A 24,644-nucleotide genomic window follows, 5' to 3' on the forward strand; every position below is an offset into this window, starting at 1 on the left:
ATGAATATAAAAGATTTTTTACTTGAGTTTAAAACAGAAATTAGTGATAATGAATATAACACTTATATTTCACATTTACAATTTAGTGAAAAATTAAGCAAAAATAATATATTAGTATTTATTGCACCTAATCATTTTTTAGCTAAATTTATACAAACAAAATACGCACAAAAATTAGCTTATTTTTATGAAGTAAAAACAGGAATTAATCCTCAAATAAAAATAACAACAAACAATCAAAAAATAGAGAATAATAATAATTTTAATATAGACATTTCTCAAATTAAATTCCAAAGCACTATTTTAAATCCATCTTTTACTTTTGAAAGTTTTGTTGTAGGTGATTCTAATCAATACGCTTATGCAACTTGTAAAGCCATTACAAGTAAAAACAAATTAGGAAAATTATACAATCCTATTTTTATATATGGACCTACAGGACTTGGTAAAACACATTTACTTCAAGCAGTAGGTAATATATGCTTAGATAATGGATATAAAGTTATTTATGCTACAAGTGATAATTTTATCAATGATTTTACTTCACATTTAAATAATAAAACTATGAATAAATTTCATGAAAAATATAAAAGTTGCGATGTATTGCTTATAGATGATGTGCAATTTTTAGGTAAAACTGACAAAATTCAAGAAGAATTTTTTTTCACATTTAATGAAATAAAAGAAAAATTTGGCCAAATCATAATGACAAGTGATAATCCACCAAATATGCTAAAAGGCATAACAGAACGCTTAAAAAGTCGTTTTGCAAATGGAATTATTGCAGATATTACTCCACCTCAACTTGATACAAAAATCGCAATTATTAAGAAAAAATGTGAATTTAATGCTATTGATCTTGACTCACAAGTAATTAGTTATATTGCTACTTCTATGGGTGATAATATCAGAGAAATCGAAGGAATGATTACAAATTTAAATGCTCAAGCAAGACTTTTTAATCAAAAAATCACTTTAGAAATCGTTAAAAGTTTTATGAAAGATCACATTAAAGAAACAAAAGAAAATATCAATGTTGAAGATATATTAAGTGAAGTTTCAAAAAGTTATAATCTCAAATCAAATGATATAAAATCAAACAAAAAAACACAAAATATAGTTATGGCAAGAAGAGTTGTGATATTTTTAGCAAGAGAACTTACAACTATGTCTATGCCTCAACTTGCTAGATTTTTTAATATGAAAGATCATACTGCAATTTCGCATAATATTAAAAAAATTCAAGAATTAATGAATGAGAATGAAAATTTAAAAGCCATCATAGATGAATTAAGAAATAAAATCCTAACAAAAATAAAAAGTATGTGAATTAATGTGAATTATTAAAAATTTTATTCTATGATTAAAAAATCTATAAAAAAAGGCTTTTAAAAAGTATTTCACATTTTCACATTGCTTATTATTATGATAAAATAAATTTAAAAAATAAAGGAAATAAAAATGAAAATTAGCATTAACAAAAACACTCTTGAATCAGCCATAGTTTTAACTAACTCTTATGTAGATAAAAAAGACTCAAGCAATATTGCTTCTCACTTACTTTTTGAAGTAATAGAAGATAAATTAATCATAAGAGCAAGTGATTATGAAATAGGAATTAACTATAAAATCAAAAAAATTAAAGTTGAAAGTGCAGGTTTTGCAACTGCTAATGCTAAAAGTATTTTAGATATTATTAAAAGTTTAAATAATGAAGATGTTGTTTTAGAAACTATAGAAAATTTTCTCTTTATAAGACAAAAAGGAACAAAATATAAACTTCCTATGTTTAATTATGAAGATTTCCCAAATTTTCCAAGTACTGAAGGAAAAGATAAATTCGATATTGACTCAAGTGATTTAAGTAGATCTTTAAAAAAAATCTTACCTGCTATTGATACAAATAATCCAAAATATTCTTTAAATGGTGCATTATTAGATATAAAAACCACTCATATTAGCTTCGTAGGAACAGATACAAAGCGTTTAGCTGTATTCACATTAAATAAAACTAATGAAAAAGAATTTAATCTTTGTATCCCTAAAAAAGCTATCTTAGAAATGCAAAAAATATTTTTTGAAAAAATTGAAATTTATTATGATGAAAATATACTTATTGCAAAAAATGATAATTTTGAATTCTTTACAAAACTTATTAATGACAAATTTCCTGATTATGAAAGAGTAATTCCAAAAAATATTACTAAAGAATTTATTTTTAAAACTGAAGAATTTATGGATGCATTAAAAAAAATCAATGTAATTACTGAAAAAATGAAATTATATTTTCACAAAAACAAACTTATTTTTGAAGGTATTAGTTTAGATAATATGGAAGCAAAAACAGAACTTGAAATAGAACTTAATATAGATGAAGAATTTAATCTTTGTATAAAAAATAAATTTCTTACAGACTTTTTAAATTCTATTGAAAGCGAAACTTTTAAATTAAGTATTAATGAGCCTCATATGGCATTTTTAGTTTCAAGTGAAGAATTACAAACTGTGATTATGCCAGTAATTTTATAAGGAAAATGAATGCAAGAAAATCAAAATTATAATGCAGGAAATATTAAAGTTTTAAAAGGCTTAGAAGCTGTTAGAAAACGCCCTGGTATGTATATAGGTGATACAAACATAGGCGGGCTTCATCATATGATTTATGAAGTAGTAGATAATTCTATTGATGAAGCTATGGCAGGTTTTTGTGATACGATTAATGTAGAAATAACTACTGAGGGTTCTTGTATAGTTAGTGATAATGGTAGAGGAATTCCAGTAGGAATTCACCCTACTGAAAATATTCCTACTTTAACTGTAGTTTTAACTGTTTTACATGCAGGAGGAAAATTTGATAAAGATACTTATAAAGTTTCAGGTGGTTTGCATGGGGTTGGTGTAAGTGTTGTAAATGCTTTATCTAAAAAACTTATAGCAACTGTTCATAGAGATGGTGAAATTTATAGACAAGAATTTTCAGAAGGAAAAGTTACAAGTGATTTTGAAACTATAGGTAAAAGCAAAAAAACAGGAACTATAATAGAATTTTGGCCAGATGAACAAATTTTTGAAATAACTAATTTTGATTATGAAATTTTAGCAAAGAGATTTAGAGAACTTGCATATTTAAATCCGAAAATAACTATAAATTTTAAAGACAATCGTATAGGAAAATCAGAAAGTTTTCATTTTGAAGGTGGAATAAGTCAGTTTGTAATGGATATGAATAAAAAACAAGCTTTAACTAAAGCTATATTTTTTAATGTGGATGAAGAAGATGTAAATGTTGAAGTAGCATTGCTTTATAATGATGCTTATAATGAAAATTTACTTTCTTTTGTAAATAATATTAAAACTCCAGATGGTGGAACACACGAAGCTGGTTTTAGAATGGGCTTAACTCGTGTTATAAGTAATTACATTGAAGCAAATGCAAGTGCTAGAGAAAAAGATTCTAAGATAACAGGTGATGATGTAAGGGAAGGTTTGATAGCCGTTGTAAGTGTAAAAGTGCCTGAACCTCAATTTGAAGGACAAACTAAAGGAAAATTAGGTTCAAGTTATGTTCGCCCTATAGTTTCAAAAGCTTCTTTTGAATATTTAACAAAATATTTTGAAGAAAATCCTATAGAAGCAAAGGCTATAATGAATAAAGCTTTAATGGCAGCTCGTGGTAGAGAAGCTGCTAAAAAAGCAAGAGAATTAACCCGTAAAAAAGAAAGTTCAAGTGTAGGAACTTTACCGGGTAAATTAGCTGATTGTCAAAGTAAAGACCCAAGTGAAAGTGAAATTTATTTAGTTGAAGGTGATAGTGCTGGAGGTTCTGCAAAACAGGGTAGAGAAAGAACTTTCCAAGCGATTTTACCTTTAAGAGGTAAAATACTTAATGTTGAAAAAGCAAGGCTTGATAAAATTTTAAAATCAGAACAAATTCAAAATATGATTACAGCTTTTGGTTGTGGAATCGGTGATGAGTTTGATATAGAAAAATTAAGATATCATAAAATCATTATCATGACCGATGCTGATGTGGATGGTTCTCATATACAAACTTTGCTTTTAACATTCTTCTTTCGCTTTATGAATGATCTTGTAGCAAATGGACATATTTATTTAGCTCAACCACCTTTATACCGCTATAAAAAAGGTCAGAAAAAAGAAATTTATCTAAAAGATGAAAAAGCTTTAAATGATTATTTAATTGAAACAGGTATAGAAAGTTCTACTTATGAGGGCATAGGATTAAATGATTTAAAAGATTTTTTAAAAATAGTCGCAGCCTATAGAAGTGTTTTAAAAGAATTAGAAAAAAGATTTAATGTAATTTCAGTGATTAGATACTTGATAGAAAATCCTGATTTGATAAAAGCTTCTAATGAAGAATTATTTAAAGTTATAAAAGAATTTTTAGAAAAGCAAAATCACAATATCTTAAATTCATACATTAATGAAAATGAAATTCGCATATATGTGCAAACTGAAAATGGTTTAGAAGAACTTATTATCAATGATGACTTATTTACTAATCCTTTATATGAAGAAGCAAATTATATTTATCAAAAAATCAAAGATAGAGATTTAAAATTTGATAAAGATATTTTAGAAATTTTAGATGAAGTTGAAAAAAATGCTAAAAAAGGTGCTTATATACAACGCTATAAAGGTCTTGGTGAAATGAATCCTGAACAACTTTGGGAAACAACTATGGATCCAAGTAATCGTCGTTTGTTAAAGATCACCATAGAAGATGCCCAAAGAGCAAATGATACTTTTAACCTTTTCATGGGTGATGATGTAGAACCACGCCGTGAGTATATACAAGCACACGCTAAAGATGTTAAGCATTTGGATGTTTAATATTTAAATGATTTTTTTAATTGGAGGGCAAGGTCATAGTGGAAAGACCTTGCTTGCTCAAAGACTTCTTGAAAAATTTTCTTATCCTTATTTGAGTTTAGATCATTTAAAAATGGGTTTGATTAAAGGAATGAAAGATTTCCCTTTTAAAGCAAATGAGGATGAAAAAATAGCTGAGTTTTTATTTCCTATTGTAGATGGTATAATTCAAACTTGTATAGAAAATGAACAAAATTTAATCATTGAAGGAATTTATCTTACTCCAAAAAAGCTACAAAAATTTCAAAATCATTCTAATATTAAAATACTTTATATCATTTTTTCAAAAGAATATATTTTACAAAATTATGAATTAATTTATAAAAAAGAAAATGTTATAGAAAAGCGTTTATTTAGTGAAAAAGAAGAAATAAATACTCTTATTTTAAATCATCAAAAACTTAAAGCTCAATGTGAAAATTTAAATCTTTCTTTTATTGAAATTCAAAAAGACTATGAAGCTGAATTAAAAAATGCAATAGATTTTTTTGCTTAAAAGCAAGTAAATAGTTATATAATATCTAAAAAAATATAAGGATTAAAATGCATTTTACTCAGCAGCAATTGCAACGATTAATGCTTCATTATGCAGGGAAGATCGCTAAAGATAGAAAAGAACAAAAAATAAAATTAAATTATAATGAAGCTTTAGCTTATATATGTTATGAATTAATGGAACTTGCAAGAAAAAATTTAAGTGTAAGTGAATTGATGAGTATAGGAAAAACTTTACTTACAAGTGAAGATGTAATTGATGGTGTTGCAAGTATGCTTGATGAAATTCAAATAGAACTTCCTTTTGAAGATGGTACAAAATTAGTTACCATACACGAACCTATAGCAAATGATGATAAAATAAAAGCTGGAGAGATATTTTTATCATCAGAATTTATTATACTTAATGAAAATAAAACTTCTATAGAAATCAAAGTAAGCAATAAAGGTGATCGTCCTATACAAGTTGGTTCGCATTTTCATTTCTTTGAAGTTAATCGCTTTTTGTCTTTTGATAGAGAAAAAGCTTATGGAAAAAGATTAAATATCGCTTCAGGAACAAGTGTGAGATTTGAACCAGGTGAAGAAAAAACAATTAGTTTGATTGAATTTGGTGGTTTAAAAAAGGTTTTAGGTTTTAATAATCTTTGTGATGATTTTATTAATGATGAAAATAAAACTAAAGCTTTATCAAAAGCAAAAGAGAAAGGATTTCTTTGATTAAGATTAGCAAAAAAGACTATGTGAATATGTATGGTCCAACAACTAATGATAGAGTAAGATTAGCAGATACAGATTTAATTTTAAGAGTAGAAAAAGATTATACTTTATATGGCGAAGAAGTTAAATTTGGTGGTGGTAAAAATATCAGAGATGGTATGGCTCAAAGTGTGAGTGAGGGAGACTTTCCAGATTTAGTTTTAACTAATGCTTTGATTGTTGATTATACTGGTATTTATAAAGCAGATATTGGGATAAAAAATGGCTATATAGTAGGTATAGGAAAAGCAGGTAATCCTGATATACAAGATGGAGTTGATCCTAGCTTAATTATAGGCACAAGTACTGATATTATCGGTGCAGAAGGTTTAATAGTAACTGCAGGTGGTATTGATACTCATATACATTTTATCTCCCCAACTCAAATTGAATGTGCTTTATATAGTGGTGTTACTACTATGATAGGAGGTGGCATAGGACCAAGTGAGGGAACAAATGCTACAACTTGCACAAGTGGAGTTTATCATATACATTCTATGTTAAAAGCTACACAGAACTACCCTATGAATTTTGGCTTTTTAGGTAAAGGAAATTCAAGTGATAAAAATGCCTTAAAAGAGCAAATTATAGCCGGTGTATGTGGTTTAAAAATTCATGAAGATTGGGGTGCTACTTCTAGTGTGATTAATGCTAGTTTAAATATAGCTGATGAAATGGATATACAAGTAGCTATTCATACAGATACTTTAAATGAAGCAGGTTTTGTAGAAGATACGATTAAAGCTATTAATGGTAGAGTTATTCATACTTTCCATACTGAAGGCGCAGGTGGTGGCCATGCTCCTGATATTATTAAAATGGCAGGTTTTGAAAATGTTTTACCTGCAAGTACTAATCCTACTATGCCTTTTACTAAAAATACCATTGATGAGCATTTAGATATGCTTATGGTTTGTCATCATTTAGATAATAAAATCAAAGAAGATGTTGAATTTGCAGATAGTAGAATTCGCCCTGAAACTATAGCAGCAGAAGATAAACTTCATGATATGGGTGTTTTTAGTATTATGAGTAGTGATTCTCAAGCTATGGGACGCGTAGGTGAAGTGATTTTAAGAACATGGCAAAGTGCTGATAAATGTAAAAAAGAATTTGGCGCTTTGAAAGAAGATAATGATTTAGATGATAATTTTCGTATTAAACGCTATATAGCAAAATATACTATAAATCCTGCTATTGCACATGGGATTGATAGCTATGTTGGTTCTATTGAAGTAGGAAAATTTGCTGATTTAGTGCTTTGGCAACCTAAATTTTTTGGAGTAAAACCAAAGCTTATTTTAAAAGGCGGTTTAATAGTAGGTGCAAAAATAGGCGATGCTAATGCTTCTATCCCAACACCTGAGCCTATTATCTATGAAAAAATGTTTGGAGCAAATTTAAATGAAAATGCTTTACATTTTGTTTCTAAAGCTTCTTTAGATGCTAATATACCTGAAAAATTAAGTTTAAAAAGAAAATGTGTTGCAGTAAAAAATTGTAGAAATATCACTAAAAAAGATTTGAAATTTAATGATAAAGTTCAAGATATAGAAGTAAATCCACAAACTTATGAAGTTAAAATAAATGGTGAGCTTATTAGCTCTAAGAGTGTTGATTCTTTAGCTTTAGCTAGAAAATATTTTATGATTTGATGATTTTACTTCAAAATAAAATAACGCATTATGATTTGAATAAAGAATGTGATTTTTTAGAGCTTAGTTGGTTTGATACTTTTAAAAAAATATTAAGAACAACAACTTTAAAAGGGCTTGATATTGCTATAAAAATGCCTGATAATAAAGGTTTAAATCATAATGATTGTTTATATGATGAGGATTTTTTAATTTTAGTGAAAATCAAACCTGAGAAGGTTTTAAAAATTCACATAGAAAATGAATATAACCTTGCTTTAATAAGTTATCAAGTGGGTAATATGCATTTAAATTTATTTTATAAAGATCATAAACTCATCACTTTGGAACAAAACTCTATTATAAGGTTTTTGGAAAAATTTAATATAAAATACGAAAAATGTGAGGAAATTTTAGAGCCAAAATATATGCTTGATATGCCAAGTTTTATTCAAGTTGATCCAAATTTTAAACTTATTAAAGAGTAAAGATGAATAAATTAAATTTTTTACTTTTACAAATTAGTGATTCTTCTTTTCCTATAGGAGCTTTTTCACATTCTTTTGGTTTAGAATCTTATGTGAATTTTGGTTATATAAAAAATATAGAAGATGCCAAAAAATTTTTAAAAACTCAGCTTTATTCTAATATTTTGTATTTTGAGCTTTTAGCTTTGAAGATAGCTTATGAAAATGCAAATGATATAGAAAAATTACTGCTTTATCAAAGAAAATTTTTATCAAGTATAGTCGCAAAAGAACAAAGTCAAGCTTATGTTTTTTTGGCTAAACGCTTTGTAAAAAATGTCAGTCTTTATGGATTATCAAATTCTTTATTAAATCAATACATTAAAGAAAATCAAACTCCTATTTATCCTTTTGCATATGCTTTATTTTGTAAAGATAATGAGCTTGATTTTATGTATGAAAGTTTTTTGTTTGCTTTGATGAGTAATTTTATTAATATTCTTGTTAAAATTGTACCTTTATCGCAAAATGAAGGGCAAATTTTACTTTTTCAATTACAGCAAGATTTTCAAAAAGTTCTTTCTAAATTAAAAAATTTAAGTTTAAAAGATTGGTGTGAAAATCACAATATCTTAAATGATTATTTGGGTATAAAACACCAAAATTTAGCATTTAAAATTTATATTTCTTAAAAGGGTTATAATGATTAAAATAGGCATAGGTGGTCCTGTAGGTAGTGGTAAAACAGCTTTAGTATTAAATTTATGTCAAGCTTTGAAAGATGAGCTTTCTTTGGCTGTAATTACGAATGATATTTATACAAATGAAGATGCAAATTTTTTAATCAAACAAGGTGTTCTTGAAAAAGAAAGAATTATAGGAGTGCAAACTGGAGGTTGCCCTCATACAGCCATTAGAGAAGATGCTTCTTGTAATCTTGAAGCTATTGAGCTTTTACAAGAACGCTTTAGTGATTTAGATCTTATTTTTATAGAAAGTGGTGGAGATAATTTATCGATGACTTTTTCACCTGAACTTGTGGATTTTTTTATCTTTGTTATAGATGTTGCTCAAGGAGAAAAAATTCCACGCAAAGGTGGTCCTGCTATTTGTAGATCTGATTTAATGATTATCAATAAAATAGACTTAGCTCCTTATGTGAATGCTTCTTTAAAAATCATGCAAGAAGATACTTTAAAAATGCGTGGAGATAGACCTTTTATCATGAGTAATCTTCAAACTAAAGAAGGTTTGGAAGAAATCATCACTTGGATTAAAAAATACACACTTTTAAAGGATTGATTTGTTTGCTCAAAAGAGTGTTTTTAAACTTACATTAGATACTATTAATGAAAAAACTATCATTAAAAATTCTTTTTTTACTCCTCCTTTTAAGCTTATGAGGAATTTTTATGATAAAAAATTAACTAGTATATATGTTTTAAATTCTAGTGCTGGAATTTTTAAAGATGATCATTTAAGTTTTGAAATCATATGTAAGAAAAATACAAATGCCGCTATACTTACACAAAGTTATGAAAAAGTATATGATACTAAAGATTCTTTTGCGAGTAAAAATATTGATTTTGCTCTTGAAGAAAATGCAAGTTTTTTTTATATGCCAAAGCCACTTTTGCTTCAAGAAAATGCAAATTTTATACAAAATACAAAGATTAATCTAGCTTCTTTTTCAAGATTAGTTTATGTTGATTTTGTCATTTTTGGTAGAGTGGCTATGGAAGAAAAATTTGCTTTTAAAAATTATGAGAGTTTAACTCAAATTTATAGAAATGACACTTTAATTTTAAATGATAAAATTAAAATCAATCCTTCTTATATGAAAGAAAATGAATTAAATTTTTTTGCAAATCATACGCATTATTTGAGTATTTATCTTTTTGGATACGATGAGTTTTATGAAGAATTAAAAGCTTTATTTGACGATATAAATCAACTTTTTTATGAGGGTTTATGTATAAAAATTCTTAGTAAGAAAAGTGAAAAATTACTTTTACTTCAAGATAAGCTTTTTAAATTTTGTCAAAATAAAATATAAAATATTGTGGTATTATAAAATTTTTAAAAACAAACTAAGGATTATAAATGCGATATGGTGAAAAAGAAATCAAAGAATTTAGCGTAGAAAATATGGAAGTTTGGCCAAATGATGCTAAAAATGATTATGTGATTAAAATCACTTTGCCTGAATTTATGTGTTGTTGTCCGCGTAGTGGATATCCTGATTTTGCTACTATTTATCTTGAATATATACCAAATAAATTAGTAGTTGAACTTAAAGCTATAAAACTTTATATAAATACTTTTATGTATAGAAATATTTCACATGAAGCAAGCATTAATGAAATTTATAATACTTTAAAAGAAAAACTTGATCCAAAATGGATAAAAGTAGTTGGTGATTTTAATCCTCGTGGTAATGTGCATACTGTTATAGAATGTAGATCTGATTTAGTAGTGTCTAAATAAAATATTGGTTTGAAAAATTCAATTTTTAAAAATATAAATTAAATTTATATAAATACACCAATTATATATTTTAAATACTTTTACTTTTAGAAACACCTTTTATATAAATAGGATACTTTTTATATTATTTTATAAAAAAGTATCTTAGAATTTACTCGAATTTACATTTTAAGGATAAATACAATGGAAAAGTATCAATTAGATCAAGAACAAAATTCACAAGAAGATCGTAGAGGCTTTTTAAAAAATTTAGGTATTACTTTGCTTGGAGCTAGTGCTTTAGCAAATGTTTCTTTAGATAATTACATTTTAGGAAGTAAAGTTCTTGCTAAAGAGTTAGATACTTTTAAAATAGAAGGTAAAAAAGATGTGATTTATCACGGGGAAAGACCTATGACAGCAGAAACACAAATTTATGCTTTAGATTCTGATTTTACAAGACCTGAAAATTTCTTTGTAAGAAATAATGGTGTTCCACCTGAAATGAGTACAATAAAAGAAAGAATGAAAAAAGGTTGGACGCTTGAAATTGGCGGAGAAAGTGTAAAAACTGCAAAAACATACACTCTAGATGAACTAAAGAAAAAATTCAAACATTATACCTATGCATTGACTTTAGAATGCGGTGGTAATGGTAGAGGCGAAGTTATACCTAGCACTAAAGGGACTCAATGGGGTTATGGAGCTGTTGCTTGTGGTAGATGGACAGGGGTTAGGCTAAAAGATATTTTAGAAGATTGTGGTGTAAAAGATGATGCTGTTTATATAGGGTATTATGGAATCGATACTAAATTAAATGGTGAAGAAGCTTCTCCTATTAGTAGAGGTGTGCCTATTAAAAAAGCTATGCAAGATGAAACATTAGTTGCTTGGGCTTATGAGGGTAAAGATATACCTTGGATTAATGGTTATCCACTTCGTTTAGTTTGTGGAGGATACCCTGCGAGTACAAGTGGCAAATGGCTTTCAAAAATTGTTGTAAGAAATAAAGTTCATGATGGTGAAAAAATGGATACTTCTTATAAAGTTCCAGTAAATCCTGTAAAACCAGGTGATTTTACATCTAAAGTTGAAATGAAGATCATCGAATCAATGCCAGTAAGATCTATCATCACTAACATCAAAAATAACACAAAAATTAAAGCAAATAAAAAATTTGAAGTTAGAGGAAAAGCTTGGGCGGGCGAGCTAGAAGTAAAAGAAGTGTATGTAAGTAATGACTATGGTGTAACTTGGACTAAAGCAAAAGTTGAAAAACCTTTAAATCGTCTTGCATGGCAAAAATGGAGCACTCAAATTTCAATCCCAACAAAAGGATATTATGAAATTTGGGCTAGAGCAGTTGATAGCAAAGAAAATAGTCAGCCTATGGTTTTAGCACAATGGAATCCAGGTGGTTATATCAACAATGCTTGTCATAGAATAAATATTCTTGGAGTATGAGATGTTTAAAAAAATAATCTTAGTTTTATGTATAGGATTTTCTTTTCTTTTTGCAAATGCGCAATATAAAGTAAATCCTGATACAGGATTGATTATAGATCCAGATTCTCCTTTAGTGGAAGCTAATTGTTTAGCTTGTCATGGCTCAGGGCTTATCACTAATATGCGTGCAAGCAAACAAGCTTGGCTTGCTGCTATTAGATGGATGCAAGAATCAGAAGGTTTATGGGAAATTCCTGCAGATGATGAGGAAAAAATTTTAAATTATTTAACTAAATATTACGGGGAAAAATACGATACTAGAAGAAGAATTCCTTTAGTTTTACTAGAAAAATAATCCAATATTTTGTATTATTGTAAAAAATATATGGAGGAAGATTATGAAAATAAAGGTTTTAAGCTTAGTTGCAAGTATAGTTTTAGTTTCAAACTTAGCTTTAGCTGATGAAAATTCAGGTTTGTTTTTGGGTGTTGATGCGGGATGGTTTCACACTAAAGTGAAAAGTGATCTTGAACACAATAAAGCAAAAAATGTCAAATATAATGGTGATTTAGAAGGTGATGTTCCAGTTTTTGGTTTAAGAGCTGGTTATCGTTTCAATGAAAACCATAGGGCTTATGGTGCTTATAGTTATTCTAGTGAATTTAGCGATGTTATCGATGTTGCAAGATTAAAAATTGATGGAGAATTTACTACACATAAATTCTTACTTGGATATGATTTTACTCCAAAAATATTTGAAAAAACAAGAGCAGTTTTAGGTATATATGGTGGTTATGCAAAGACAGATATTACTTTAAAGACAAAATTTTTATCTTTGTCTCAAGATTTTGATGGTTATACTTATGGAACAAAAATTGGTGCTTTATACGAATTAACTCCATTAAATGAGATTGAGTTTGGTTTTAAAATTGAACAAACTCATTATAATACAAGAAATTTTTATCAAAGCACCGTAGGTTCGAATTTTTATGATCCTAAGCAAACAAATTATGGTTTATATCTAGGATATACTTATAAATTTTAAGGAGAGATGATGCCAAAAGATGCAAATGGAACTGAGCTTAACGCAGGTGATAATGTAAGTGTGATTAAAGATTTAAAAGTTAAAGGTGCAAGTACAACTTTAAAGCGTGGTACTACTATCAAAAATATCAAACTTACAAATAAAGATACTGAAATTGAAGCTAAGGTAGATAAATTTGGCGTGATTGTTTTAAAAACCGAATTTCTTAAAAAAATATAAAAATTCCCAGTCAATTTTGGGAATTTTCTTCTTGATAAACGCAGTGTTTGAAAATAAATTGATGCTCCTCAGGTAAGTTTTCAAATAAAGCATTTGCGAGTTGTCTTATCTCCCACAGAGCTGATTTTGAGCTTCTTAGAGTAATGAAATTTTGCAAACTTCTTGCATTAATCGTTAAAGTTAATTCTGTTTTATAGCTTTCTGGCAAGCAGTATTTTGCTATATCCAAACTAATGCTATTTTGTAAAATTAAACGCAAATTTTCTAAAGCTTTAATGCTTGCATTATCTACTATTTCATTTCCAGTTAATACTAAATATTTTTTAGCATTTTCAAAGTCATTTTCTTTAAATTCATTTTCATTTCTAAGCTCTTTTAGTGTATATCTTGTACTTTTTACACTAGGGCTAGTATGTCGGTGTCTTGCAACTTCTTGCAAACATGCTCTTGAGATACCTTGTATATAAAAAGTATAATTTAAATGTTCTAAGGTTGAAGCATGCTTAAATTTATTTCCCACTCGATCGATTAATTCTTTATCTTTTTCTCCTCCGCAATCGCCTTTATCAAAACTTTGCCAACATGTTCTTGTAGCGTGAGAGCATACAGAAAGTGGAGTATAGTTTAACAATGTGATTTTCATTCAAATTTCCTTCACAAAATAATTGAATTTTACACAAATGTTTATAAAAATAAAATTTTTTATTCGTTATAATTTTAAAAAAATAAATTAAGGTTATTTATGAAATTAAAGCAAACTAAGTATATTTTTGTAACCGGTGGCGTTTTAAGTTCTTTGGGAAAAGGTATAGCAGCAGCTTCTATTGCTACGATTTTAAAAAATTCGGGTTTAAAAGTAAGTATTTTAAAAGCAGATCCTTATATTAATGTTGATCCTGGTACTATGAGTCCTTTAGAACATGGGGAAGTTTTTGTTACAGATGATGGTGCTGAAACAGATTTAGACTTAGGACATTATGAGAGATTTTTAAACGAGAACTTATCCCAAGATAACAACTTCACCACAGGAAGAGTTTATCAAAGCGTCATAGAAAAAGAAAGAAGAGGAGATTATTTAGGAAAAACCATACAAGTTATCCCTCATATAGTTGATGAAATAAAAGATCGTATTAAAAAAGCCGGAGTTGATAAAGATATTTTAATCGTTGAAATAGGCGGTACAGTAGGAGATATAGAAGGTTTGCCATTTTTAGAAGCTATTAGAGCTTTAAAGCTTGAAGTGGGTAAATATAATGCTATTAATATCCACTTAACTTTGGTGCCATTTATCAAAGCAGCAGGAGAGCTAAAGACAAAGCCAACTCAACATAGTGTCGGGGAGTTACGCCGTATAGGTATTAGTCCTGATATGATTATTTGTAGAAGTGAAAAATCTTTAGATAGAGAGTTAAAAGATAAAATTGCAATTTCATGTGGAGTTGAAAAAAACTGCGTTATAGAAAGTGTTGATGCAGCTAGTATTTATCAAATTCCACTAAATTTCTTAAAACAAGATATTTTAAACTCTATTGCAAATTTATTAGATCTTCAAAATTTAAAGCCAAATATGAATGAATGGGATTCTTTAGTTAAAAGAGTGATTGCCCCAAGCAATGAGCTTAGCATAGCCTTTGTAGGAAAATATGTAGATTTAAAAGAAAGTTATAAAAGCTTAACAGAAGCCATTATCCATGCAGGTGCAGCACTTGATGCAAGAGTAAATTTAAAATGGATTGATAGTGAAAAACTAGAAAATGCAAATATAGAAGAAAGTTTTAAAGATGTAAGTGGAATTTTAGTAGCAGGTGGTTTTGGATACCGCGGGGTAGAAGGAAAAATCAAAGCTATAAAATATGCAAGAGAGAATAAAATTCCATTTTTAGGAATTTGCTTGGGTATGCAGCTTTCTTTAGTGGAATTTGCTAGAAATGTTTTAAAACTTGAAGATGCAAATTCAAGTGAATTTGATAAAGATTGTAAAAATCCTATTATATTTTTGATTGATGAATTTATCGACGCAAGTGGAGAAAAGCAAATTAGAACAAGTAAAACTCCATTAGGCGGAACTATGCGTCTTGGAGCTTATGAGTGTCATATTAAGCCAAATACACTTTTAAGCAAGGTTTATGATAATCAAAAAAGTGTTAAAGAACGCCACCGCCACCGCTATGAAGCAAATCCAAAATATAAAGAAATGTTTGAAAAAAACGGGCTTATCATAAGCGGTGAAAATGAAGGTTTGGTTGAAGCTATAGAGCTAAAAGATCATCCATTTTTCTTAGCAGTTCAGTTCCACCCTGAATTTACTTCACGCTTAGTCAGGGTTAATCCTGCTATTTTTTCTTTTATTAAAGCATCTTTAAAAAATCATGTTAAATAAAGCCAAAATAAAAGAAATTTTACACCAGCGTTTTATCAACGATACGCATGTAAAGCTTTGTGATTTACCTATGCCATCTTGCTTAAAAGATGTCTATAAGGGTGCTTTGCGTATTAAAGAAGCAATTGAAAAAAACCAAAAGCTTGCTATTGTTGGGGATTATGATGTAGATGGAGTGATTTCTTGTGTGATTTTATCTGAATTTTTTGATGATATCGGATATGATTATGTGGTAAAAATTCCAAATCGTTTTAAAGATGGATATGGTTTAAATGAAGAAATCATCAACGAACTTGATGGAGTAGATTTAATCATCACTGTAGATAATGGTATAGCAGCATTTGAAGCAGCAGAGCTTTGTTTGCAAAAAGGAATTGACTTAATCATCACTGATCATCATATGCCAGCAGCTATCTTACCAAAAGCTTATGCAATCATCAATCCTAAACAACAAGATTGTGAATTTCCTGATATTGAAATTTGTGGCGCTCAAGTGGCTTGGTATTTGATAGCTGCTATAAAAGAAGTATGTAAGATTAATTATAATATGTGTAAATTTATAGAGCTTTTATCCATTGCAATTATTGCAGATATGATGGAGCTTAGAGATTTAAATAGGGCTTTGGTTAGAAAAGGTATAGAGTGTATTAATGATTCTAAGCGTGTAGCGTTTCGGGCGATTAAGCAGTATTTTGGTAAAGATAAATTCGAACTTGATAATATCAGTTTTTTAATTGCACCTTTGATTAATAGTGCCGGTAGAATGGATGATGCGATAATTTCTTACAAATTTTTACATTCTAAAAATATCGATGAGGTTGTGGGGTATTTAGAGCAAATCATCACTTATAATAATAATCGCAAAGATGAAGAAAGAGAGCTTTTTAAACAATGCTTAGAGCAAGTTGATGAAAACAATCCTGTGATTATTGTCAATGGGCAAAATTGGCATGAGGGGGTTTTAGGTATAGTTGCAAGTCGTTTGGCAAAGCATTTTAACAAACCTGCTTTTGTTTTTTCAGAATGTGAGCAAAAAGCTAAAGCTAGTGTTAGAAGTGTAGGAAAGATTGATATTTTAAAAGTAATAGAACAAGCTAAAGAATATGTTTTAAGTTATGGTGGCCACAAAGGTGCTGCAGGGGTTTTGGTAGAACTTGAGAAATTTGAAATGTTCAAAACAAAACTCAATGAAATCTGTAAAAATATTCCTAAAGATGATTTTTACAATACAGATGAAGTTTTAGGTAGTATTGATCCAAATGAAGTGGATTTTGAGCTTTTGGAAATTTTAGAATTCTTTGAGCCTTTTGGGCATAAAAATCCAAGGCCGTATTTTAAATTTGATAAGCTTTTTGTGAAAAATAAAAAAAGATTAGGAAAAGAAGAAAATCATATAAAACTTATTTTAACTCAAGGAAATAAGATTTTAGAAGCTTTATTTTTTAACTTTGACTATGAGCCACAAATTGGAGAAAGTATAGATTTTATTGCGGGTATTTCTAAAAATAACTTTAGAGGATTAATAACCCCTCAACTTACTATCAAAGAAATTTTAAGATAATTTTTTATATGACTAAATTCGATATAAAGGAGTAAAATGATAAAAAAAGTATTATTGTTTGTTTTTTCTTTTAGCATTGCTTTTTCTTTTGAAACAAAAATTTTTATAGGAGATACATATATACCTGAAAATTTTTATAAATATGATAAAGAATTTAAAGCAGCTGCTAAAAAATACAATATACCTATAGTATTACTTAAGGCTATTACGCTAACAGAAAATGCAACATTTAAGCATAATATCATAGGAAAGAATAAAAACCAAACCAAAGATTATGGCTTAATGCAAATTAATACTATCCATTTAAAGCGTTACAATATAAATGAAAAAGATATTATAAAACCAAGTGTAAATATAGAAATAGCAGCAAGATTACTTCATGAGATCATTCAAAAACATGGTTTTAGTTGGAATGCTATAGGAAGATATCATTCAGCAAATGATAAATATAAAAATATCTGGTTGAATAAGGTTACTAAGCATTTAATAACTATCGTTTTAAAAGATAGCAAAGAACTTTTTATGATGGAAAAATTTAGACTTGCTAAGCTTACGACTTTGTTAATAAATGTTGATAAAAAACAATATGATTATTTAGTCACTTGGATAAGATAGTGCTTGCTATTTATATAAAGTAAATTTAAATAAAATTATTATAAACTTACAAGTTTTAATGAATTATTAATATTAAGGAGTTTATATGTCTTATTTCACGGGGGGGGGTATTGATTTTCAATCAAACCAAACTTCATCTTTAACTAATTCTTTTAATTCGTTTGTTTTAAACAAACATATTACACATAATAATCTTTCTTTTACTAAAAAAACTTTTTTATCTTTAGCAACTATATCTTTTTTAGCTACCTGTGCTAATGCTAGTATTACAACTATTAATGATAAAGTTTCTAATGGTAGTATAACTATTGCTAATGCTAGAAGCAATATATCAAGAGATATTAGTGGTGGTGGTTGTAGTGGAACAATTTGTACTATAGAAACCACTCAAAATAATGGAGTAACTATAAGTGGTAATAATGGTGGAACTTTAACCATTACAGATAAGGGAAGTATAACTAATAATAATAAATATGGTAGTGGAGTTTTAATTAATGGCAGTGCTACTAATGTAAATATTAATAATAGTGGAACTATTGATTCTACAAATACAAATAATCAAAGTGGTAATGGTATTAGTGTAGAAGGAAATAACAATAATAATATTACTATAACTAATAGTGGAAGTATCAATAGTGGTACTTTTAATGGAATTGAAATTAAAGGTAGTAATAATACTATAAACAATCTTACCAATAGTGGAACTATAACTGGTAAAGGTAATGGTATAAGTGTTAATGGTAGCAACAATGTAATTAAAACTTTGGATAATAGTGGAACTATAACTGGTAAAAATAATGGTGTAAATATTAGTGGTAACAACACTATAAACAATCTTACCAATAGTGGAACTATTAATTCAACTAATGGTAAAGGTATGACTATAGGTTCTAATGCTAGTATAGAAAATATTAGCAATAATGGCTTAATAACTGGTAGCAATGGACAATATGCTATAGAAATAGGTAATAATAGAAACAATGGTGCCACTATTACTAACTTTACTAATAATGGAACTATAGGTAGTTCAAATTCTAGTTATGCCATAGTGGGTTGGGCTAATGGTAGTAAGAAAACCACTATTACTAATTTTACTAATAATGGTTTAATACAATCAGGTCCTAAAGAAGCAATATATTTAAATAATACCAATATAGGAACTTTTACCAATAGTGGAACAATTACTTCATCTAAAGGTTCTGGTTTAAATTTTGGTAATGTAACTATAGATAACTTTAACAATAGTGGGACTATAAATGGCGGTGGTTATGTTGCATTGTATATACAAGGAGGACATATAAAAACTTTAAATATAAATGAAGGTTCTCGTATATCCGGTTCTTTTGGTATAGCTATTCATAAAGGAGGGAAACTAAGTAACCTCAATGTAAATGGAGGTGTTTTTAATACAAAATATAGTGCTGTTATATTTCAAGGTGCTAAAACTGATACAAATATAAATATAGCAAATTCAAAAATAACTACAAACGATTTTGGTTTGTATATGCTTAATTCAGCGATAACAGGTAATACTTTTGATATAAAAAATTCTACTTTTACAACTAAAATAGATGGAATAGCAATGACTAGTTCTAAAGTAAATTCTAGTATTAATTTAGATAATTCTAAATTTAATGCTGGTACCAATGCTATTTTATTAGATGGAAATTCAAAATTAACTGGAAATATAAGCATAAAAAATAATTCTAGTTTATTTGGTGGTACTAGTGGAATAGGAATTAGAGATAATTCTAAAATCACCTCTGATATAAACATAGAAGATGAAAGTTTATTAGGTGGGAAAATAGGTATAACACTAACAAAAAATGCTGGCATTGATGGAAGTATCAATCTAAAAAATGGCGCAACCATAGCTAGCCTAAAACAAGAAAAAGATGCCCTAAAATATGATGAAAGTGGCACAGCTATACTTAATGAAGGAACTATCAAAGGTAATATCTCTTTAGATAAATCTTTCATTTATGGAAGTGTTTATAATAAAAACACCATAGGTGGTAATATATCTTTAAATAATAAATCTTATATTAGCTCTATAAACAATCAAAAAATATTCAAGGCTCTATAGACTTAAAAGAACAATCTCACATTAATAGTATTTTAAATAATGGAACTATAGAAAAAGGAATAAGTCTTGATAAAAGTACTATAGGCTCTATAGAAAATTCAGGCATTATAGGTAATGGTGGTATTAAATTAAATAATGAAAGTAAAATAGGCTCTATTACAAACAATAAAAATGCTAAAACTGATTTAGATTTAAAAAACAATTCCATAGTAGATTTAGTAAAAAATGAAGGCACTATGGAAATAACTAAAGATGAAACTAGTTCTATAAATGCCTTTGATAATAATGGTAATTTATTAAGCAAATTTGAAAACAATAGTCAAATGCAAGCTATTATAAATAATAACAATGCTATTATGGAACAAGGCTTAGAAAATACTGGCTCTATAGCTGCTATTAACAATGCAGGAACTATAACAGGTATAAATAATACCTTTAATAAAATAACTAAAGATGATATAAAAAAAGGCACTATAGGCACTATAGTAAATACAGGCATTATAGGTAATGAAGCTAGTCCTTTAGCTACTCAAGATATTACTTATGGTATTAATAATAGTGGCACTATAGAAAAACTTATCAATTCTTCAGGAGATATTAACAATCCTAATACTGATAAAGATATTCATATATATGGTGGTATTAATAATAGTGGTTATATAGATATATTTAATACAGGTAATATTCATGGTGGTATTACCAATAGTGGAACTTTAATCCTTAGTAATGGACACATTCATTCTGGAAATGGTTCTACTCAAGCTTCTTGGCATGGAGGCTTTATAGGTAAAAATAACAATGGCTACCATATAGAAAACAATGACAATGGTAAAGTTAGTATAGATGGTTGGTATTTTAATGATTTAGAATACAAAGGAACTACTCAAGAAGATATAGCAAATAGATTAGAAAATGCCATTATAGTAGGTGGAAATAATATAGGTGGTATTAGTGCAGATAAAATCTATGTAAATACAAGCAATTTAAAATTAAATACAATCTATGAAGGCAATACTTTCTTTATTGATGAAAATGGTAAAGTAATAGGTGATAAAATAAACAATAATGCAGGTGTAAATGCTAATAACATACATAGCTTATCAGGAATTTATGACTTTTTAGGTTTAGGTGAAGGTCGATATATAGCTAATGTTAATGTATCAGAATTAAGTGGTAAAACTCTAGCTAAATCTATGGTATATTCAGCTAGATTAAGAAATATAAATATTTCTAATATATTAAGAGATACTACAGCTAAAAACTTCCAAACAGAATTTTCTCAAGTATTAGATATGGAATTATCTAAAAAAGGTGAAGCTTATGGTAATGATGCTGATTTATTAGCTGAATTAGAAGATATATTTATACCAAATAAAAATCCAAATGCAAAAAACCATTCTTTCTTAATTCCTTATTATAATCATTCATCTATTAAGATAGGAAATAGTGTAGGACAATTAAGTGCTAATACTACAGGTTTAATAGGTGGTTCTTTAAGAGAATTACCAAATGATTATGGTACTATAGGTTTTTATTTAGGTTATGAAGATGCTTCTAAAGAACAAGCCACTCAAAGATTAAAATTTGATGATAAAACTTATTATGGTGGTTTAACTTATTATGGAGTATTAGCAAGAGATGGTATAGATCAATACTATATTAGTGCTAGTACAAGATTTGATTATACTACAACAGATATAGAAAAAACTTATAAAAATATACCTGCTACTATAGAAAGTGATACTCAAACTTATGGTTATGGGATAGATGTAAAAGTAGGTGCTAATTATTATAATACCTTAGAAATAGCTAGAATAACTCCTGAAATTGGTTTGAGTTATTATGGTATGAGTAATAAAAACTTTAGCTTAAAACATATAGATGGTCTAAGAGAGCATTATTTAGCAGAACAATTTAACTTTATAGATGCAAGTGCTGCTTTAAAATGGTATAAACCTTGGAGTGATAAATTAAGATCAAATGTAACTATAGGTGCTATAGTAAATCTTTATGAAGATGCTAAAGGTAATTTAAGATTAGGTGCTAATCATTTTACTACAGAAGTACAAACTTCTAAGTATTATGGCTTTGGTCAATTAGGACTTTCTTATAATATAGCTAATAATGCTGATTTATCACTAAATTATGCAGGAGCATTTACATTTGATAATACTACCTCTCATACTATGTTTTTAAAACTAGGTTTATGGTGGTAATATACACACTAGCTATTTAGCTAGTGTGATTTTATTTGCCTAGAGTTTGCTTAAAACAAATTATAAGTAACAAAACAATCATTCTTTATAATAAATAGAGAATGATTAAGCTACAATAGCCTAAAAGCTTTTTGTGAAAAACATAAACTCCTTATTAAGCAAACTCGTTAAGTTAAGCAAGCTCTAGGGAGGTAAAATGGTGGGTGTGTGGGATTTTTACTAATTTTATTTAAAGAAAATAAATTTAAAATCATTCTTTTTTTACTTTTTAGTATTTTTACAAGTGTATTAGGTGTATTAACTTTAGTTTTTATTAATGAATTTTTATTAAAAGTTAATCTTGAAAATTCTAATATTATTTTATATTTTGTATTGCTTTTGCTTGTATTTTTTGCAAGTTCTTCTTTTGTGGAAATTGCTTTAAGTGCTTTTGGTCAAAGCTTTATTTTTAAAATGCAAAGAAGAGTTGTAAAACAAATTTTAGACACAAGTGTTTTGAGTATTTTAAACACTACTAAGGCAAAGATTTTAGCTTCTTTAAATAATGATGTGCGTAGCATTTCTTTTGGACTTTTAAGATTGCCTGAGTTTATACAATCAAGTGTTTTAATTATTTGTGTAAGTACTTATATAGCTTATCTTTCTTTAGAAATTTTCTTTTTGTGCTTGGTGTGGATAGTGTGTGTTTTTTTAGTGGATAATTTTTTGATGAGTAAGGTGTATTTTTATTTTAAAAATGCTAGGGAAAATGATGATGCCTTGCAAAAAAACTATCAAAACATTTTACAAGGTCATAAAGAGCTAATCCTTAATCCTTTAAGAGCAAAGCATTATTATGAAAATGAGTTTGAAAAAAATGCTCTGAAAAAGAAAAAAAGTTCTACTATGGGAAATATCTTACATATTTTATCTAATAACTGGAGTAATAGTGCTATGCTAGCTTTAGTGGGAGTGGAGTTTTATGTAGCATTAGCTTATGAACTTACAAATTTACAAAATGCTACAACTATAGCTTTAAGTGTGCTTTTTTTAAGAGCACCACTGGGGGCTATGAAAAGTTCATTTAGTATAGGAATTTGCATTTTACATACACCACAATCTTGAGTGAAAAAAAATAATGCATAGGCATTGTTTAATTTTTGAATTTTTAGTGTTTTTTCAAAACCATTGTATTTAAAAGTATAATCACTACTTGAATTTAAGGTTTGGAAAATTTTATAATTTGTTTTTAGTGGTGGTAAATTGATTTTTATTTTGATTTCTTAGATATAACAAATTGAGATTGTTAAAAGTAACAAATTAAATGAAGAAATAAATTACTCCAATATTATTCCTTCATTTAATACAACTTCTCCTATTACAAACGCATCTGAATTTTCTAAAACTTTACTTACATTAGATGGATCTACTACCATAACCAAACCCACGCCCATATTAAAACTTCTATACATTTCAGCTTCTTCTACACTTTGACCTATATGATAAAAAATTTCAGGAGTTTTTAAATGGTGTTTTCTAATGATAGCACCTATTCCTCTTGGGAAAACTCTAGGTAAATTTTCTACTAATCCACCGCCTGTAATGTGAGCTAAAGCACTAATAAAAGGTTTTAATTTTAAAAAGTCTTTAACATAAATTCTTGTAGGCTCAAGTAAGATATCGATTAAATTTTTACCATCTATTTTATCATCAAACTTAAGCTTTTGTGTTTCAAATAATACTTTTCTAGCTAAAGAGTAGCCATTAGAATGCAGTCCGCTACTAGGTAGGGCTAGTAAGATATCTCCATTTTTTACGAAAGTTCTTCTATCGATTTCATCTTTTTCAGCCATACCTACTGAAAAACCAGCTAAATCAAAATCATTGTTATGATACATTCCAGGCATTTCAGCAGTTTCCCCACCTATTAGGGCACAATTTGCTTTTTTGCAACCATTTGCAATACCTGCTACAACTTTTTTAGCTACTTCTACATCTAATTTTGCAGTTGCATAATAATCTAAGAAAAACAAAGGCGTAGCAAAATTACAAATTAAATCATTCACACACATTGCTACCAAATCTTCACCTATAGTATCAAATTTTTGACTATCAATAGCAAGGCGTAGTTTTGTCCCTACTCCATCAGTTGCTGCTAGCATTACTGGATTTTTAAAACCACTCGGTATAGCAAAAGCACCCGAAAATGATCCTATGCCACCTAAAACATTGTTATTAAAAGTTTCTTTTACTAAGGGTTTGATTGCTTCTACAAAAGCATTGCCATTATCTATACTTACTCCCGCATCTTCGTAGCTTATATTCATTTATCTTCCTTTAAGAATTTAAAAGGTATTTTAACTAAAAATAATTAAGGCT

The 24,644-nt window shown here is 28.0% G+C and carries 23 protein-coding genes and 1 pseudogene; 21 read left to right on the plus strand and 3 right to left on the minus strand.

All coding sequences use genetic code 11. The features are described 5' to 3' along the window. The 15 genes from dnaA (at position 1) to CARM_RS00075 (ending at position 13,428) form a co-directional block, all read left to right on the plus strand. Positions 1-1,329 (plus strand): chromosomal replication initiator protein DnaA, encoded by a 1,329-nt coding sequence (gene dnaA, locus CARM_RS00005; RefSeq protein ID WP_139426766.1) that lies wholly within the window; start codon positions 1-3, stop codon positions 1,327-1,329. A gap of 132 nt (positions 1,330-1,461) precedes the next feature. After that, positions 1,462-2,529 (plus strand): DNA polymerase III subunit beta, encoded by a 1,068-nt coding sequence (dnaN, locus tag CARM_RS00010; protein ID WP_139426764.1) that lies wholly within the window; start codon positions 1,462-1,464, stop codon positions 2,527-2,529. Between the two features lie 9 nt (positions 2,530-2,538). Further along, positions 2,539-4,857, plus strand: coding sequence for a DNA topoisomerase (ATP-hydrolyzing) subunit B (gene gyrB, locus CARM_RS00015; RefSeq protein WP_139426762.1), 2,319 nt, complete (start codon positions 2,539-2,541; stop codon positions 4,855-4,857). 7 nt (positions 4,858-4,864) lie between these two features. Then, positions 4,865-5,392 (plus strand): adenylate kinase, encoded by a 528-nt coding sequence (locus CARM_RS08360; protein ID WP_139426760.1) that lies wholly within the window; start codon positions 4,865-4,867, stop codon positions 5,390-5,392. 47 nt (positions 5,393-5,439) lie between these two features. Further along, complete coding sequence (gene ureB, locus CARM_RS00025) at positions 5,440-6,111, plus strand: urease subunit beta (protein ID WP_139426758.1); 672 nt, start codon at positions 5,440-5,442, stop codon at positions 6,109-6,111. Next, positions 6,108-7,805: an urease subunit alpha gene (gene ureC / locus CARM_RS00030; RefSeq protein WP_139426756.1), complete on the plus strand. Its 1,698-nt coding sequence runs from the start codon at positions 6,108-6,110 to the stop codon at positions 7,803-7,805. The genes ureB and ureC overlap by 4 nt, the downstream gene beginning before the upstream one ends. Beyond that, positions 7,805-8,272 carry an urease accessory protein UreE gene (locus tag CARM_RS00035; protein ID WP_139426754.1) on the plus strand — a complete coding sequence of 156 codons (468 nt, stop codon included), beginning with the start codon at positions 7,805-7,807 and terminating at the stop codon, positions 8,270-8,272. The genes ureC and CARM_RS00035 overlap by 1 nt, the downstream gene beginning before the upstream one ends. A 2-nt stretch (positions 8,273-8,274) precedes the next feature. Further along, positions 8,275-8,943 carry an urease accessory protein UreF gene (locus tag CARM_RS00040; RefSeq protein ID WP_139426752.1) on the plus strand — a complete coding sequence of 223 codons (669 nt, stop codon included), beginning with the start codon at positions 8,275-8,277 and terminating at the stop codon, positions 8,941-8,943. Positions 8,944-8,953: 10 nt separating this feature from the next. Further along, the gene (gene ureG / locus CARM_RS00045; protein WP_139426750.1) at positions 8,954-9,553 is read left to right on the plus strand and encodes an urease accessory protein UreG; all 600 of its coding nucleotides are present in this window, start codon (positions 8,954-8,956) and stop codon (positions 9,551-9,553) included. Position 9,554: 1 nt separating this feature from the next. Further along, complete coding sequence (locus tag CARM_RS00050; protein ID WP_139426748.1) at positions 9,555-10,307, plus strand: urease accessory protein UreD; 753 nt, start codon at positions 9,555-9,557, stop codon at positions 10,305-10,307. A gap of 47 nt (positions 10,308-10,354) precedes the next feature. Further along, complete coding sequence (gene queF / locus CARM_RS00055) at positions 10,355-10,738, plus strand: preQ(1) synthase (protein WP_139426746.1); 384 nt, start codon at positions 10,355-10,357, stop codon at positions 10,736-10,738. Positions 10,739-10,921: 183 nt separating this feature from the next. Then, complete coding sequence (gene sorA / locus CARM_RS00060) at positions 10,922-12,181, plus strand: sulfite:cytochrome c oxidoreductase molybdopterin oxidoreductase subunit (RefSeq protein ID WP_139426744.1); 1,260 nt, start codon at positions 10,922-10,924, stop codon at positions 12,179-12,181. A gap of 1 nt (position 12,182) precedes the next feature. Then, positions 12,183-12,518 carry a sulfite:cytochrome c oxidoreductase monoheme cytochrome C subunit gene (sorB, locus tag CARM_RS00065; RefSeq protein ID WP_139426742.1) on the plus strand — a complete coding sequence of 112 codons (336 nt, stop codon included), beginning with the start codon at positions 12,183-12,185 and terminating at the stop codon, positions 12,516-12,518. Positions 12,519-12,561: 43 nt separating this feature from the next. After that, entirely contained in the window at positions 12,562-13,209 is a 648-nt protein-coding gene (locus tag CARM_RS00070; protein ID WP_139426740.1) for an outer membrane beta-barrel protein, read from the plus strand. 9 nt (positions 13,210-13,218) lie between these two features. Beyond that, on the plus strand, positions 13,219-13,428 hold the full coding sequence (locus CARM_RS00075; protein ID WP_139426738.1) for an alkylphosphonate utilization protein: 210 nt from the start codon (positions 13,219-13,221) through the stop codon (positions 13,426-13,428). 10 nt (positions 13,429-13,438) lie between these two features. Here the strand turns inward: CARM_RS00075 and thyX are convergent, their stop codons facing one another. After that, positions 13,439-14,071, minus strand: coding sequence for an FAD-dependent thymidylate synthase (gene thyX / locus CARM_RS00080; RefSeq protein ID WP_139426736.1), 633 nt, complete (start codon positions 14,069-14,071; stop codon positions 13,439-13,441). A 99-nt stretch (positions 14,072-14,170) separates the two neighbouring features. Between thyX and CARM_RS00085 the strand changes: the two genes are divergently transcribed. The 4 genes from CARM_RS00085 (at position 14,171) to CARM_RS00100 (ending at position 20,070) form a co-directional block, all read left to right on the plus strand. Beyond that, complete coding sequence (locus CARM_RS00085; RefSeq protein ID WP_139426735.1) at positions 14,171-15,808, plus strand: CTP synthase; 1,638 nt, start codon at positions 14,171-14,173, stop codon at positions 15,806-15,808. Continuing rightward, on the plus strand, positions 15,798-17,369 hold the full coding sequence (gene recJ / locus CARM_RS00090; RefSeq protein ID WP_139426733.1) for a single-stranded-DNA-specific exonuclease RecJ: 1,572 nt from the start codon (positions 15,798-15,800) through the stop codon (positions 17,367-17,369). The genes CARM_RS00085 and recJ overlap by 11 nt, the downstream gene beginning before the upstream one ends. Before the next feature lie 36 nt (positions 17,370-17,405). Further along, on the plus strand, positions 17,406-17,984 hold the full coding sequence (locus tag CARM_RS00095) for a lytic transglycosylase domain-containing protein (protein WP_139426731.1): 579 nt from the start codon (positions 17,406-17,408) through the stop codon (positions 17,982-17,984). Positions 17,985-18,069: 85 nt separating this feature from the next. After that, complete coding sequence (locus CARM_RS00100; RefSeq protein ID WP_176300974.1) at positions 18,070-20,070, plus strand: beta strand repeat-containing protein; 2,001 nt, start codon at positions 18,070-18,072, stop codon at positions 20,068-20,070. 16 nt (positions 20,071-20,086) lie between these two features. On the opposite strand, the gene CARM_RS00105 is transcribed toward CARM_RS00100, so the two are convergent. Then, on the minus strand, positions 20,087-20,278 hold the full coding sequence (locus CARM_RS00105) for a hypothetical protein (RefSeq protein WP_176300975.1): 192 nt from the start codon (positions 20,276-20,278) through the stop codon (positions 20,087-20,089). Between the two features lie 28 nt (positions 20,279-20,306). On the opposite strand from CARM_RS00105, the gene CARM_RS00110 reads away from it, so the two are divergent. Together CARM_RS00110 and CARM_RS00115 are read left to right on the plus strand one after the other, a co-directional pair. After that, on the plus strand, positions 20,307-22,286 hold the full coding sequence (locus CARM_RS00110) for an autotransporter outer membrane beta-barrel domain-containing protein (RefSeq protein WP_176300976.1): 1,980 nt from the start codon (positions 20,307-20,309) through the stop codon (positions 22,284-22,286). A gap of 207 nt (positions 22,287-22,493) precedes the next feature. Further along, positions 22,494-23,351, plus strand: a pseudogene (locus CARM_RS00115) (ABC transporter transmembrane domain-containing protein); the annotation flags it as partial. Positions 23,352-23,602: 251 nt separating this feature from the next. Here CARM_RS00115 and purM read toward each other — a convergent pair. Beyond that, positions 23,603-24,592, minus strand: coding sequence for a phosphoribosylformylglycinamidine cyclo-ligase (purM, locus tag CARM_RS00120; RefSeq protein ID WP_139426391.1), 990 nt, complete (start codon positions 24,590-24,592; stop codon positions 23,603-23,605). Between the last annotated feature and the right edge of the window lie 52 nt (positions 24,593-24,644).

The sequence above is a fragment of the Campylobacter armoricus genome (assembly GCF_013372105.1).
Lineage (GTDB): Bacteria > Campylobacterota > Campylobacteria > Campylobacterales > Campylobacteraceae > Campylobacter_D > Campylobacter_D armoricus.

Bases quoted from the DNA above. Each gene is read 5' to 3' on its own strand.
- dnaA (WP_139426766.1), top strand. From the start codon at position 1: ATGAATATAAAAGATTTTTTACTTGAGTTTAAAACAGAAATTAGTGAT.
- dnaN (WP_139426764.1), top strand. From the start codon at position 1,462: ATGAAAATTAGCATTAACAAAAACACTCTTGAATCAGCCATAGTTTTA.
- gyrB (WP_139426762.1), top strand. From the start codon at position 2,539: ATGCAAGAAAATCAAAATTATAATGCAGGAAATATTAAAGTTTTAAAA.
- CARM_RS08360 (WP_139426760.1), top strand. From the start codon at position 4,865: ATGATTTTTTTAATTGGAGGGCAAGGTCATAGTGGAAAGACCTTGCTT.
- ureB (WP_139426758.1), top strand. From the start codon at position 5,440: ATGCATTTTACTCAGCAGCAATTGCAACGATTAATGCTTCATTATGCA.
- CARM_RS00035 (WP_139426754.1), top strand. From the start codon at position 7,805: ATGATTTTACTTCAAAATAAAATAACGCATTATGATTTGAATAAAGAA.
- CARM_RS00040 (WP_139426752.1), top strand. From the start codon at position 8,275: ATGAATAAATTAAATTTTTTACTTTTACAAATTAGTGATTCTTCTTTT.
- ureG (WP_139426750.1), top strand. From the start codon at position 8,954: ATGATTAAAATAGGCATAGGTGGTCCTGTAGGTAGTGGTAAAACAGCT.
- queF (WP_139426746.1), top strand. From the start codon at position 10,355: ATGCGATATGGTGAAAAAGAAATCAAAGAATTTAGCGTAGAAAATATG.
- sorA (WP_139426744.1), top strand. From the start codon at position 10,922: ATGGAAAAGTATCAATTAGATCAAGAACAAAATTCACAAGAAGATCGT.
- sorB (WP_139426742.1), top strand. From the start codon at position 12,183: ATGTTTAAAAAAATAATCTTAGTTTTATGTATAGGATTTTCTTTTCTT.
- CARM_RS00070 (WP_139426740.1), top strand. From the start codon at position 12,562: ATGAAAATAAAGGTTTTAAGCTTAGTTGCAAGTATAGTTTTAGTTTCA.
- CARM_RS00075 (WP_139426738.1), top strand. From the start codon at position 13,219: ATGCCAAAAGATGCAAATGGAACTGAGCTTAACGCAGGTGATAATGTA.
- thyX (WP_139426736.1), bottom strand. From the start codon at position 14,071: ATGAAAATCACATTGTTAAACTATACTCCACTTTCTGTATGCTCTCAC.
- CARM_RS00085 (WP_139426735.1), top strand. From the start codon at position 14,171: ATGAAATTAAAGCAAACTAAGTATATTTTTGTAACCGGTGGCGTTTTA.
- recJ (WP_139426733.1), top strand. From the start codon at position 15,798: ATGTTAAATAAAGCCAAAATAAAAGAAATTTTACACCAGCGTTTTATC.
- CARM_RS00095 (WP_139426731.1), top strand. From the start codon at position 17,406: ATGATAAAAAAAGTATTATTGTTTGTTTTTTCTTTTAGCATTGCTTTT.
- CARM_RS00100 (WP_176300974.1), top strand. From the start codon at position 18,070: ATGTCTTATTTCACGGGGGGGGGTATTGATTTTCAATCAAACCAAACT.
- CARM_RS00105 (WP_176300975.1), bottom strand. From the start codon at position 20,278: ATGGAATTGTTTTTTAAATCTAAATCAGTTTTAGCATTTTTATTGTTT.
- CARM_RS00110 (WP_176300976.1), top strand. From the start codon at position 20,307: ATGGAAATAACTAAAGATGAAACTAGTTCTATAAATGCCTTTGATAAT.
- purM (WP_139426391.1), bottom strand. From the start codon at position 24,592: ATGAATATAAGCTACGAAGATGCGGGAGTAAGTATAGATAATGGCAAT.